General features: G+C 42.6%; 13 protein-coding genes. 8 read left to right on the top strand and 5 right to left on the bottom strand.

Annotated elements, in window-relative coordinates:
* The first annotated feature begins 81 nt into the window (after nt 1-81).
* Entirely contained in the window at nt 82-1,674 is a 1,593-nt protein-coding gene (locus ABLT31_RS19095; protein ID WP_367754558.1) for a spore germination protein, read from the top strand.
* Nucleotides 1,675-1,686: 12 nt separating this feature from the next.
* Entirely contained in the window at nt 1,687-2,856 is a 1,170-nt protein-coding gene (locus ABLT31_RS19100) for a Ger(x)C family spore germination protein (protein WP_367754560.1), read from the top strand.
* A gap of 37 nt (nt 2,857-2,893) precedes the next feature.
* Here ABLT31_RS19100 and ABLT31_RS19105 read toward each other — a convergent pair whose 3' ends face one another.
* Nucleotides 2,894-4,012, bottom strand: coding sequence for a GerAB/ArcD/ProY family transporter (locus ABLT31_RS19105; protein ID WP_367754562.1), 1,119 nt, complete (start codon nt 4,010-4,012; stop codon nt 2,894-2,896).
* A 247-nt stretch (nt 4,013-4,259) separates the two neighbouring features.
* Between ABLT31_RS19105 and ABLT31_RS19110 the strand changes: the two genes are divergently transcribed.
* From ABLT31_RS19110 to ABLT31_RS19130, 5 genes are all read left to right on the top strand, one after another.
* Nucleotides 4,260-4,724 (top strand): transcriptional regulator GutM, encoded by a 465-nt coding sequence (locus ABLT31_RS19110; RefSeq protein ID WP_367754565.1) that lies wholly within the window; start codon nt 4,260-4,262, stop codon nt 4,722-4,724.
* A gap of 15 nt (nt 4,725-4,739) precedes the next feature.
* The gene (gene srlA, locus ABLT31_RS19115) at nt 4,740-5,294 is read left to right on the top strand and encodes a PTS glucitol/sorbitol transporter subunit IIC (protein ID WP_367754567.1); all 555 of its coding nucleotides are present in this window, start codon (nt 4,740-4,742) and stop codon (nt 5,292-5,294) included.
* A gap of 47 nt (nt 5,295-5,341) precedes the next feature.
* The gene (gene srlE, locus ABLT31_RS19120; protein ID WP_367754570.1) at nt 5,342-6,331 is read left to right on the top strand and encodes a PTS glucitol/sorbitol transporter subunit IIB; all 990 of its coding nucleotides are present in this window, start codon (nt 5,342-5,344) and stop codon (nt 6,329-6,331) included.
* Between the two features lie 20 nt (nt 6,332-6,351).
* Nucleotides 6,352-6,711 carry a PTS glucitol/sorbitol transporter subunit IIA gene (locus ABLT31_RS19125; protein WP_367754572.1) on the top strand — a complete coding sequence of 120 codons (360 nt, stop codon included), beginning with the start codon at nt 6,352-6,354 and terminating at the stop codon, nt 6,709-6,711.
* Nucleotides 6,712-6,778: 67 nt separating this feature from the next.
* Entirely contained in the window at nt 6,779-7,720 is a 942-nt protein-coding gene (locus ABLT31_RS19130) for a sugar-binding transcriptional regulator (RefSeq protein ID WP_367754574.1), read from the top strand.
* A gap of 322 nt (nt 7,721-8,042) precedes the next feature.
* On the opposite strand, the gene ABLT31_RS19135 is transcribed toward ABLT31_RS19130, so the two are convergent.
* The gene (locus ABLT31_RS19135) at nt 8,043-8,816 is read right to left on the bottom strand and encodes a Cof-type HAD-IIB family hydrolase (protein WP_367754576.1); all 774 of its coding nucleotides are present in this window, start codon (nt 8,814-8,816) and stop codon (nt 8,043-8,045) included.
* A 118-nt stretch (nt 8,817-8,934) separates the two neighbouring features.
* Nucleotides 8,935-9,837 carry an AraC family transcriptional regulator gene (locus ABLT31_RS19140; protein WP_367754578.1) on the bottom strand — a complete coding sequence of 301 codons (903 nt, stop codon included), beginning with the start codon at nt 9,835-9,837 and terminating at the stop codon, nt 8,935-8,937.
* Between the two features lie 789 nt (nt 9,838-10,626).
* Between ABLT31_RS19140 and ABLT31_RS19145 the strand changes: the two genes are divergently transcribed.
* Entirely contained in the window at nt 10,627-11,187 is a 561-nt protein-coding gene (locus ABLT31_RS19145; RefSeq protein WP_367754581.1) for a sugar O-acetyltransferase, read from the top strand.
* Nucleotides 11,188-11,589: 402 nt separating this feature from the next.
* On the opposite strand, the gene ABLT31_RS19150 is transcribed toward ABLT31_RS19145, so the two are convergent.
* Both ABLT31_RS19150 and ABLT31_RS19155 read right to left on the bottom strand, forming a co-directional pair.
* A complete protein-coding gene (locus tag ABLT31_RS19150) occupies nt 11,590-12,354 on the bottom strand; it encodes an IclR family transcriptional regulator (RefSeq protein ID WP_367754583.1) in 765 nt (254 codons plus the stop codon).
* A gap of 24 nt (nt 12,355-12,378) precedes the next feature.
* Nucleotides 12,379-13,659 (bottom strand): TRAP transporter large permease, encoded by a 1,281-nt coding sequence (locus ABLT31_RS19155; protein WP_367754586.1) that lies wholly within the window; start codon nt 13,657-13,659, stop codon nt 12,379-12,381.
* Between the last annotated feature and the right edge of the window lie 2 nt (nt 13,660-13,661).

Raw genomic sequence — 13,661 nt, forward strand, 5'->3', positions numbered from 1 at the left:
TTCTTTTGTTTACAGATTAAGTATGAACAACTCATGCATTGGGGAAATTTAACAAATAAAACAGATAGACGGAGGAACCTTATGACTCGGCTTAGGCGACCCAAAAAGTGGAGACGGAGTTACCAAAAGGCATTAGAGGAGATGGAATGGGGCAATGATCTGTCTTCTTCCGATCCTATGGTTCTTGAGATAAGCACCGACCTTAAAGAAAACGAAAGCATCCTGAGGATGAGGTTTCAAAATTGTTCGGATGTGGTATTCCGCCCCATTCAAATCGAAGGCCAAACGCAGGTGCTTTTCATTTATATCGATGGATTAATTGACTCAAAGGTACTTGATGAGTCCGTTCTAAAGCCATTCATTTATCATGGAGTTCCCAAAGGATTAGATCAAATGGTTCAGCTGGGACAAATGCTGGAAGACCAACTGATTGCAGTCGCTCAAACGAAAACGGTTTGGGGAATGGAAGAAGTAGTACGGGCTATCGTTAATGCTAACGTAGTCGTTCTTGCCAAAGGACAGACTTGTGCTTTAATCACCGACATGAAGGGGGCGGCTTCCAGAAGTATTCAAGAGCCAGCTACGGAGCCCGTCATCCGTGGACCGAGGGACGGCTTTACGGAAACCCTACGCACAAATACCAGTCTTTTGCGCAGAAGATTGAAAAGTCCCAGAATGAAAATGGAATCCCTCCAGCTTGGGGCGATTTCCCAAACGGATGTGGTGATTACTTATATCGAAGGGATCGTCAATTCTTCGGTACTGGATGAAGTTCGGGAAAGAGTGAAGCGGATTGAGATCGATGGTATTCTGGAATCTAATTATATCGAAGAACTCATTGAGGACACCTCCTATTCACCTTTCCCCACGATTCAACATACAGAGCGTCCCGATGTAGTGGCCGGATCATTGCTGGAAGGCAAAGTGGGCATTCTTTGTGACGGTACGCCGTTTGCTCTTATTGTTCCCTTTACCTTCTTTGCCGGTTTGCAAGCAGCTGAGGATTATTACCAAGGGTTTATTTACACGACAGCTATTCGGTGGATTCGCTTTATTCTCTTTAATGCAGCCTTATTTTTTCCGTCTCTTTATGTAGCGATTACAACGTTCCACCCACAGATGATTCCCACTAGTCTGCTTTTGAGTTTTGCAGCTGCCCGAGAACCCAGTCCGTTTCCAACCTTAGTGGAAGCACTGATTATGGAGATTGTTTTTGAGGCGTTGCGTGAAGCAGGGGTTCGACTCCCAAAACCGGTAGGTTCAGCAGTAAGTATTGTCGGCGCTCTCGTGATTGGGGAGTCTGCAGTGAGGGCGGGAATTGTATCCGCCCCTATTGTCATTGTGGTAGCTGGAACCGGAATCGCTTCGTTTGCAATCCCGCGTTACAATTTGGGAATTGCTTATCGGCTTCTTCGTTTTCCACTCTTAATCTTGGCAGGTACATTAGGGTTATTTGGGATTGCTATGGGAGCGATGGCGCTGTTGCTCCATTTGGTAAGCCTTCGTTCTTTTGGCATCCCGTATATGGCCCCACTGGCACCGTTTAATATGAAGGAAATCAAGGATACATTGTGGCGTGCGCCACTCTGGATGCTTGAACTTCGTCCAAGATTCATTGCAGGTCCAAGATCCATACGTATTCCCAAAGGGCAAAAGCCAAACCCAAGAAGATAGGAAGGAATGGATATGAAGAAACCGATAAGCATTTTGATGCTTTTTAGCTCGTTTCTCTTAGTGACCACTGGTTGTTGGGATAACGTTGAATTGAATGAGCAAGCCATAATGCTTGCCATCGCGATGGATTTGGAGGAGGATGGCACTTACCAGGTAAGTGCCCAGTTTGTTATTCCATCCAAACTGGGGTCAGCCGAAGCAGGGGGAGGGGAACAAGGAGAAAATTTCTTTGTGGAAACCGGCAGGGGGAAAAATGTTTACGATGCCATCAAAAATATGCAACCCAAGCTCTCAAGAACCATATTTAGAGGGCATCGACAATCGATATATATTGGAGAACGACTGGCAAAGCACGGAATGAAGGATATCCTGGATATGATTACCCGGGATGCGGATGTTCGAATGAGGTCAGATATCTCGGTTATAAAAGGGAATCAAGCGATGGAAGCGCTGAAGATCACCTATCCTTTTGAAACCACTTCTGCGCTGGCATCTATAAAAATACACGATCAGTTTGACAAAGCAGCAAACACTGCTTTTCTGGATTTAGTGATAGCAAGTAACAGTAAGTCGACGAGTCCCAGCATTCCAGCATGGGAACTCGTGTCCGAGTCAGCATCACAAGGGGGTGAAGCAAAGAAAGAAAAACGAATGCAAGCGGCCGGCAGTGCCGTTTTTAACCGGGAATTGCAGCTGGTCGGATTCTTGGATGAAGTGGAAAGGAAGGACAAGATGTGGATCGTGGGCAATTTGTCTAATGAGACTATCACCGTGTACATTCCACAAGGCCACGGCCAAGTCAGTTTAGATATAAGGGATTTGAAAAGTAAAGTTCACCCGGTTCTGCAGGGTAACCGCATAAAAATGAACGTGGAGCTTAGCGGTGAAGGAGAAGTGAGACAGAATAATACGACGTTTGATCTCATGAAGCCACATCAAGTAGAAGTGTTGGAAGCACAATTGGAGGATTATTGCAAAAACCGTGTTTCCCAATTGATTCAAAAGGTTCAAAAGAAATATGGTGCGGATATTTTTGGATTTGGCGATACCATTTTTAGGAGGTATCCCTCTCGTGGAGAGGAAATGGTAAGTAAATGGGAGACGGAGTTTGCACAGTTGGACGTTTCGGTGAATGTAGACTTAACGATTCGTCTGATTGGTTTGACAGGACCATCTGATTAGAAGGTCCTGTTTATTTGCATCGCCATCTTTTCTGAGACTATTTTTTTTTAACTTTGGTGCGAATCCAAGTAACGATCAACAGGATACTCGGTAAGATCAAAAATAACGGCACCCACACATAAGGTACAATGATGTTCAATGCTAGCTTAGGAATATGCTCGGCTACATTTTTGGACACCGTCATTCCTAAAGCCATGGCGATGATAACAGCAGGTAAAATGAGTAAACGTTCATCCCGTAATGAAGTTAATATTTGAATGGCCCTGATGGCCGCAAATATCTTTATGAAGGTTTTGAAGAACGCGGTCACTGAAAGGTAGATTACACCAAATGGGCTTAAATTGTTAATAAAGTTTCCGATACTCACCACACCTAGAAGGGAGTACAAAGGATAAACGCTTCGCTTAAACAGGTCCTCATCAAATACAGTAATGGCCAGCGTAACCGCAACTGCAAGAAACAGTCCAGAGATTAGGGAAGAGAGAATCGTGATCTTCATGATTTGCTTGGGATTTTTGGTCTGAGTCCAAATCATGGCAAAAGCGATCGTCTCGCCATAGGTTTGAGTGATTCCGTTTGGATATACCGTTGCCCATATGGGTGACCATCCGTTCCCGAAAACGGGTAGGAGAAATTGGAAATGTATGACCTCCGAATAGAATAGTAAGATGGTTTCAATTATAAAGAGCAACACGATGATGGGCAGCGCAATTTCGCCTGCCCTGGCCAGATTTTCGATTCCTAGATATAAACCATAGGCGATAATTAACAAGAAAACGCCATTGAATACCAAAGGAGGGGTAGAGGGAAGAAGGGTGGTGGGGATTAAATCCCTTAAATCACCGACGATTCGCCCGCCATCAAATAGAAAAATAAGCGGGTACAGCCAAGCAATGGGTGTACCCACCCATCTCCCGAATTGGGCAGGGAACCATTCGACCAAAGTAAGCCCGGGATTCATTCGCATTAAGACAATGTACATGATGATGACTAAAGAACCTAGAAGACTAGATATAAGTATAGCAATCCATGCATCCCGTCCGGCACTCGCTCCGAAACCGAAGAAGATGGTTGTACCTAACTGATATAGGAATGTCATAGTGAATAATTGGTAAGAAGATATTCTCTCCATATTTAAATGCCTCTCCGGATGCATATTTCAATAATCCAGTTTAGACAAACCTCGACACTCCTAACCGCTTGTCTTTATTTTTGGCCACTTATTCTTTGGGAATTTGGTTGATAGGGATTATTTCCCTCTAAATCGCACATGTTATGATCAGATAAAAAATCCGATGAATGATTGATAAAATAAATCTTTGATCTACCCGGCTTGTAACAAATGTAATATTATATAATATGTGTTACATTCCCCCTTAGAGCTCATTCCGGAGGACAAAAGTATGAGTACCTTTTGGTTGATCTTATTGGTAATTTTCGCATGGCTTTTGCAGAATGGGCTTAGCATCATGCAGGTACGCCATTCTAGCAGGGAAATAAAGCATTTGGTTGCCCAATATCGAGGAATGGACGGCTTTTATCTTTTTTCTGGTACGTCCAGAAAGGTATGGGGATCTGGCGCAATGGTTCTGGTGGTAGTCGATAAACACTATGAAGTGAGAAAGTGTCTCGTTTTATCGGGTTATACGGTGTTCTCCAAATTTAAGCGTTTAGAGAAGTATGAAGGAAAGCATGTCGGCGAGATGTTATATGATGCTCATGAAATCATTACCCAAACACGGAGAATATCGATGAAACAGAAGGCATTGGCCCTCGCTTTCCAGATGGCTGCGGAGAATGCTCTTCTTACTATTTCCTCTAAAAGGAGGACATGTACTCCCAATTCAACTATTGTTCAGCATGGGTAAGAGAGGAGAAATCGTATGGAATGGATCGAATGGATTGGTACTCATTTTATGGGAATGTTTCAGGCAGGCGGAGAGCAGTTTGTAGGTTTAGCAACTGGAATTGTGCCAACTTTAGTCGTCTTGCTGACATTCACAAATGCGATTGTAAGACTCATCGGCGAGCAAAGAACAAACAGAGCTTTACAGTTTGCTTCACGATATATCCTCTTACGATATACGCTAATGCCTATATTGTCTTTGCTCATCTTAACAAGTCCGATGGCCTTCACGATGGGCCGTTTTTTGCCTGAAAAACAAAAACCAGCCTTCTATGATGCTACGGTATCATTTGTTCATCCTGTGACTAGCTTTTTTCCTTATGCAAATGCAGCGGAACTATTCGTTTGGCTGGGCATTGCAAATGGATTGCAGAAGGCGGGTTATTCTATTGGTCCTTTAGCGGTTCACTATTTTTTAGTCGGAATAGCCGTTATGTTGGTCCGCGGGGTTGTTACGGAAATCATAACTGAATATCTTGTGAGACGTATGGCATTAAAACGACCGGAAAATGAGGCTAGGAGGACCGCTTAAACCCATAACACAAGTCAACTCACGATTAAGTAGACAGGGGGCTCAATATGAGAAAAACTGTACTTGTCAAAAAAGGCCCCGGTGGATGGGGAGTCGGTTTAACGCTTTCTCCAAATGATAAGCGAAATAAAGTAGTATCGATGACGGGAGGAGGAATACATCCCGTTGCCCAGCGGATCGCTGAAGAAGCAGGTGTTGAGGTGGTCGACGGATTCTCTAGAGCCGTACCCGAAGACGAAATGATGTGCGTGGTCATTGATTGCGGGGGGACCGCACGAATTGGGGTATATCCGATGAAACGGATACCGACGATCTCCGTTTTGCCTTCTTCACCTTCAGGGCCACTCGCAAAATTTATTAAAGAAGATATTTTTGTCTCTGGCGTTACGCCGAATGATATTGCTCCAGCCGGTGATGAATCTAATACTACTGCAGAAGCGAAGCATGAGATCGTGAAGGAACGTGTGATATCTAAGGACAAGCCAGTTGTACATGATGCGAAGATCGGACACACTCCTTTTTTATTAAAAATAACTAAGTCGATAGGCTACATCATCAGTGTTCTTTATCAATCCGGCCGTGATTCGATTGATATGATCATAAAAAATATTCTTCCTTTTATGGCTTTTGTCAGCATGTTAATGGGAATTATCAACTATACAGGTTTGGGGGAATGGCTGGCGAAAGGCTTGGTTCCGCTTGCAGGATCATTGTGGGGATTGATTCTTATAGTTATGATCTGTACTCTCCCTATTCTTTCTCCCGTACTTGGACCGGGTGCAGTTATCTCTCAGGTGATTGGTGTCCTGGTGGGGTCCCAAATCGCGCTTGGAAATCTTCCCCCGGCTTTTGCGCTACCGGCGCTTTTTGCGATTAACGGGCAGGTGGGTTGTGATTTTGTACCGGTGGGCTTATCGCTTGCGGAAGCAAAACAAGATACCATAGAATACGGTGTACCAGCCGTATTGTATAGCCGGATGATTACCGGAGTGGTTGCCGTTTTAATCGCGTATGCGGCTAGTGTGGGTATGTATTAAATTTAAGGAGGTATATATTTATGGTTAAATCTGTTGTAACTCAAGTTGGACCGTTAGCTTTAAGTTTTGAAGAAGAGAAAGTCATTATTTTGTTTGGGCCGAGTGCGCCAGAAGAATTAAAGGAGGTCTCGGTGATTCAGGAGATTCAAGAGTCTGGGGACGAACCCATTAGTGCAGGGGATACCTTACAGATTGGAGAACAGGAGTATAAATTGGTTAAAGTAGGATCTTCCGCATACAAAAACTTGCTTGAAATTGGACATATTTCTATCTACTTTTCAGAAGCGCCTGATGAGGTTTTGCCTGGTTCCATCTACGTCACGCCTGATTTGTTTCCGATCATTAAAGAAGGGGATACCATCCTGTTTACGAAAAAGTAACCAATAGACAGTTTTGTCTATATACAGGATAAGAACGGATAAGAACGGATAAAAGAGGGGAAAAGGAATGGCGTACTCAGATGATTCGAGGATTCTGTTAAAAATAGCCCACTTGTATTATGAGGAAGGAGCTACTCAAGCCGAGATTGCTAACGTGTTAGGGGTATCTCGCCCACTAATTTCCAAGTACCTCGCTAAAGCTAGAGAAATGGGGTTAGTAGAAATCATTATCCATGATGAATTGGTTAAACCCCATACGGATCTCGAGTCAAGGCTGGAACGAAAATTCCAGCTTAGGGAAGTGGTTATCGTTTCAGAATCCGGTACAAACGCTGCTAATCGAAATCTAGGGATTGCGGCTAGCAATTATCTTTTGCGTGTAGTAAAGGAAAATCAGATTATTGGTGTTTCTTCAGGAACGACGCTTCACGAGGTATCTTCTGCAATGTCAAAAGGACACATATCCTCGTTAACCATTATTCCTCTCGTAGGGGGAGTGGGAGATGAGCGCATGGATATTCACGCCAATCAAATCGCGGCACTTATGGCCGATCGATTGGGAGCAGAATATAAACTGTTGCATGCTCCTGTAGTTGTTGATTCACCGGAAGCGAAGGAGATTTTTCTAAGGCAGAAGTTAATTGCTGATATATTCACGGTTGCCGCTCAATGTGACATTGCCGTAGTAGGGATTGGGGGATCTCCAGAACATTCCACCATGGTGAAATCTTTTTTCGGGAACGATTACGAAAGAGAATTAGCGGAGGCTGGAGTTGTCGGAGATATCTGTAATATTTTCATCAATTCTTCTGGAAGAGCATGTGAGATTTCCTGGAATTCTCGGGTAATTGCTATCTCTCTAGATAGTCTTAAAAACATACCTTTAGTTATTGGTGTGGCACAAGGATCAGAGAAGGTTGAAGCGATTCGTGCCGCTCTCACTGGACGTTTAGTAAATGTATTAGTGACAGATGAGGTAACGGCGGAGTATCTGCTTCAAGATGAATAAAATTTATGTTGGTTTTTGGGTAATGCATGATGGAGACTTCTTCACGAACTTTGGACACCCTGATCATAGGAACTTCATTCATTGATATTCGTGTAAATGGAAGCTAAGATTTTAATACTTGACAACTTAAGATAAGGTAAACCAAACCAGTCCCCATTTTGTCAAAATGGGGACTGGTCTATTTTCTAGTAAAATAATATTGTGTAAGTGGTCTTCGTGATCACATGAACTAGTCATTCATTTGATGCAAAAAAAAGCGTATTGAACGCTTTAATTTTTGACATACCTTTTAATTATAAGTCCTATCCAATTGTGATGGGTATTATTTTATCAAATTCAAATACTGAAGACCGTAGGCAATTCCGCCATTGTCAACAGAATTGGTTATAAAGTCGGCATGAGCCTTCAACTCCTCATGCGCATTTCCCATTGCCACTCCCATCCCTACGTAAGATAGCATCTCGCGATCATTTAATCCGTCCCCAAATGCAACAGCTTTAGAGCGATCAATGCCAAGTTGGTCTAATAGAACTTCAATTCCTTTGGCTTTCGAACTCCCATGAGGGATTCCATCCATAGAATACTCATGCCATCGAACAAAACGGAATGCTTCCAATGGTTGGTATAGATGTTCCTCCTGTTGGGTGCAGTAAACCAATGCCTGAAAAATATCGAATTCCTTCCAAGCAGCAGGGTGATATGCTGGAGGCGGATATTTCAATTCTTTAAAGCATTCAAGGATGTAGGGATGCTCAGGCTGGTTGGAAAAAGAGCCCTCACGCGCAAAATAAGATAGCGCATGGCCATTCTTTGCTGCTTGTTCTTCCAATTCGGCTAGGGCTTCTTTCTCGAAGATGTGTCTGTGGATAACCTTCCCTTTATGAATGACCAAAGAACCGTTAATGGAAACGAATGTTTCTATTCCCAATTTCTTGGCAATAGGATGAAACATATATGGCGGCCTTCCTGTAGCAATCGCTACGATGATCCCACTCTTTTTTAATTTATCGATCGCTTCAATGGTGTCCTGCGGGATTTCCTTTTCCTTATTGACTAAAGTGAAGTCGATATCAAAAAACACGACCTGGTATGACATTTTTTACCCCCGTAATTTAAGAATTTTCTTTAGTTATATAATGGACATCAGGATAACTTCATAGCCATATGCCCATAACATACTTAGTCATGATTTCACTGGTGTCAGCCAGGAGGAATCATTTATCATGGTAAATCAATTTCTTTGTATGATTCTCCTTAAACTTTTTGGGTGATTCACCGGTCATTTTTTTAAACAACAAGGTGAAGTAGTTGGCATTTTCATATCCTACGATTTTAGCTATTTCCCAAACTTTCATATCCGTGGAGACAAGTAATCTTTTGGCTTCTCCGATGCGTCGATTGATCAAGTAATTGATGGGTGAATAATTCATTTCTTTCTTGAAAACATGAGAGAGGTAATACGGATTAACATGCAGCTTTTCAGCAATGTCATTAAGGTTAATATTTTTTGTGAAGTTTTTATCAATAAATTCTTTTACCCGATGGGCAAGGGAATAGGAGTCAGCGGCGACATTGTTCATATGATCTAATTTGATGATTCGGATAATGGTAGTAATCAAGGATGTGAGTATGTTATGGCAAATAATTTCATAGCCTGGTGCTCGCAAAGAGGATTCTTCAAAAATATCGGACATGTATGATTCGATTTTTTGAGAGTATTTATTTTTGCGAATGACAGGTTCAATTTCTGATGGAATGATATGAAGTTCCTTCATCCCTTCAATAGAAAGATTGGAAACTCCACAAAAATAAGTTTTCAGGGGATTAGAAGGGTTAGAATATTCTTCATGAATAACCCCTTTATTATAAATGAGGATGTCTCCTTGTTCTGCCGTGTAGGTTTTATTGTTAATAATAAAAGTCCCTTCTCCCTCGCATATAAAAATAATCTCACTTAAATCATCATGCTTATGACTTGGAAATTTCCACTCCGGATTGTCACTGATTTGACCAGCATAGACCAGGTAAGGCGGTTTTTGAAACTTTATGATTTCTTTTACCCTGCCTCGCTCTGGACCTGGATACCTCATATGATTTTTATCTTCTATGCGACTCATCCTTTCCCTCCCTTTCTCCTTAAAGGAACAGCAAGATATTATAGTTTTTTATTGAGAAAAGCAAGATCCTTATAGTCTCCATGAATGATAGACATTCCCCCTTATGATCCGTATTTTCAACTAAACCCCTTTACTTCAGCCTTTCCTATATTGCTATACTATCATTTTAACAGATCGCGGCATATTTTTTTCTATATAAAAAGCAAGATGTTATAGAATTTATCCAGGTAAAACAAGATGCTTAATTGTATAGTCATAGTGATAACGGTAATATTCAATTATCAAGTTCATCCTCAATCTAACTTAGAAATTAAAAGAAAGGAGGTGAGATAAAAATGAATAAGCTGGGTGAGTATACTCTTGATGGAGTGAGAGAATTAAACCGGAGGGATACGCATTTCCGGGAGATCCTCGCAATTGGGAACAGGTAAAATATGATAGGGCTACCCTCACTGAATTAGGCGAAAAGCTGCTGGGGCTTAAGAAGTGGTAAAGGAAAGCTAGATATATAGAGGAAGCTAATTATGAGAGCAACTTGAAGAGAAGAGATTCAAGTTGCTCTCATAGCATATATGTGCGCAAAACTTTCATATCGCTTATTGAGTTGTCGAAGATGCTGGGTGGAAGTGGTCGGAAGTGAATGGAATGGGCATTGGCCTGCCAGGCTTTTTGGACTCCCAAACTGGAGTTGTAGAACGCTGTGTAAACCTAGGTTGGAAAAATACTCCTAGTACTTCTATACTAAAATAAACTTAAACAAATTAAATCTTATTAGGAGCTAGTAACATAATGAATTCAGAAAAAGATAAAATGTTAAACGGTGAACTGTATAACGCGGGTGACAAAGAATTAGTTAGAGAGCGTCAAAACGCTAGATGGCTAACTCGATCATATAATCAAACTTTAGAAACAGAAGATGCCAAACGCATGCAAATTCTAAAAGAACTTTTCGGCTCAACGGGAGAAAATTTATACGTCGAACCGAGTTTTCGGTGTGATTATGGCTATAACATTCACGTTGGGGAAAACTTCTATGCGAATTTTGATTGTGTTATCCTAGATGTTTGTGAAGTGCGAATCGGGGACAACTGCTTTATGGCTCCCGGTGTACATATATATACTGCTACACATCCTATAAATCCACATGAGCGTATTTCTGGAGCCGAATACGGTAAACCAATTAAAATCGGAAACAATGTGTGGATTGGGGGGAGAGCCATTATAAACCCCGGTATCAAAATAGGCGATAATGTAGTGATTGCATCTGGTGCAGTCGTAAGCAAAGATATACCTGATAATGTAGTTGTCGGTGGTAATCCTGCGAAAGTGATTAAACACATAGAAGTATAAAAAGAGGGTATCTCAAAAGGTCGATAAAATCGATTACTTGAGGATAGCCTCTTCTTTTTTTGGGGGATAGGCTCCTGGTTAAAGCCCAGGTTGTGTTTGATCTGATGATAAGTCCACCCTAATCCTGAACCCAAACTCACGATTTTTGAAAAATACTCCCAAACAGGCTCACTTTGATCACGGAAGGGCGATCGAAACTTCTGAAGCTGTAACCATTTCAGATAACTGCCCCCAGACCCCTTTTTGGGCACCTTACCCCAGCATTACCTCGGATTTAGCTAGACTAGTGCATTTTCCCCAAAGAAAAAAGGCATGCCCCAAAAAAGTCAGCTTTTATTGACTCTTTTGGGACACCCCCTTCGTTTGAAGTGCTCGGCATGGGCAATGTTTTAATGTGAAAGTTTAACTCCCTCGATACCCAAAACACTCCGATATCTCCTTGCTCATCTGAATTAAGTACTGGCTGAACTCCTCCTCTTCGTTGTGTGGGATGGTTTCAGTGAATCCAACAATAATGATGGTCCCTATTAACCCCCTGTTGTAGTTCAATATCGGAACAGCCACGGAGGAAATGGAAGGAACGATGGGTTCTCGAGCAAAGGAAATCCCTTTTTTGCGAATCGCCAGAGACTCTTCTTGCAGCTTCAAATGTTTGTCCGAGGAGGAAGCTTCCATTTCCTTTTCTAGCCAGGAACGGATAGATGTCTCTTCCATAAAAGCGGCAAAGATCTTGCCTCCGGAAGAAAAAAGGGGCAGCATCGTTCCGATTTGCGCTCCTATGTTGAGTCCTTGGCTGTTGTTAAAGATCCTGATTACCATGGGGCCGTTCAAGGTCCATGTCGAATATAGCAAGGTGTTTGTGCTTCGGTCACTGATTTTCTGCAGATAAGGCGAGATGCGTTCCATGACATTTTCATGGCCAATGGCTTTCATGCCATATTGAATCATCTTGCTTCCCAGGATATAGGTCCCCGATTCCTTATCCCGGTAGAGGAGGCCTAATAGAGTTAAAGTATTGAGATATTTATATAAGTTGCTTTTCGTCACTTGCGTGATTTTTAGAATGTCTGAAAATTTCAGCGGCCGGTCTTGCTCGGCGATAGCATCCATAATCCCCATTCCTATTTGTAAGGATTGGATGGTTGTAGCGTTTTTGACAATTTCCATCGGTCTCTCCTTACGAAAATTCATTTAAGATCCTTGTAAAAAGGAAGGGATCCACATGACTAGCTGGGGCCAATACGTGACAATGAAGAGAGTCAAGATCGAAACCGCTAAAAATGGCCCAATAGACTTCGTTAAGTGTTCTAATTTGACGTTTGCTATAGATGAAGCAATGTACAAGCCCGCTCCGACGGGAGGGGTAAGAAGACCAATCGTTAAATTCAGACAAATGATAACCCCGAAATGGACAGGATCAATCCCAAATTGGGCTAACAGAGGGGTAAAGATGGGTACCAAGATAATCAGGGCAGGGATTCCATCCATTACCATACCGACCAACAGCAAGAACAGATTGACCAGCAAAAGGAACACAAGGGGATTTTCCGTAAGGGAAACCATCCATTCAGCAATCAGCTGGGGAATGCGCTCAAAGGAAAGCATCCATCCAAACAGGTTGGCCATCGCGATCAAAAGAGTCACCGTAGCTGTCGTGGTCACGGTATTGACCATGATGGACGGAAGATCTTTTAAATTTAATTCCCTATAGAAAAAGAATCCGACAATAAGAGCAAGCGTACAGGCAATGGCCGCCGATTCCGTTGGGGTAAAAATACCGCTAAGAATTCCGACAATGATAATGAGCGGTACCATAAGAGCTGGGATGACCTGCAGGAAAGAGCGCCCCATTTCACCCCAAGTGGCCTTCTTTGAGCCTTTCCATTTCTGTTTTGCCCCGGTATAAGCAATCAAGCCCATGATCCCGATCGCAAGAAGGATTCCCGGCATGATTCCAGCCAAAAACATCGTACCGATGGAAGCGCCGGAAGACACGCCGTAGATGATAAACAGCATGCTTGGGGGAATAATCGGTCCCAAAAGCCCCGCCGTGGCCGTAGTTGAAGAGCTGAATTCCTTGGAGTACCCCTCTTTTTCCATAGCCGGGACCATGGTGCGGCTCATCATGGCAATTTGTGCCGTAGCGGAACCGATAATGGAAGCAAGAAACATATTCGAGATGACATTGACGTAAGCGAGACCGCCTCGGTAATGTCCGACGATGGTTTTTGAAAAATCAATCAGTCGCTTGGTTATCCCTCCGGAGTTCATGAGCTCCCCGGCCAGCATAAAGAGGGGGATGGCTAACAAGCCATAGCTCTCGAGCCCGGAGTAGAGGCGCTGCGGAGCCGTATCCAGCAATCCCATGTTATTGCTGATTATGATATAGATAATGGTTGTAATCCCTAGTACAAAGGAAATCGGAACTTGAAGCAATAGCAATAAAATAAAAATAATGAAAGCTGTTACCATAT

The sequence above is a fragment of the Ammoniphilus soli genome, assembly GCF_040813775.1.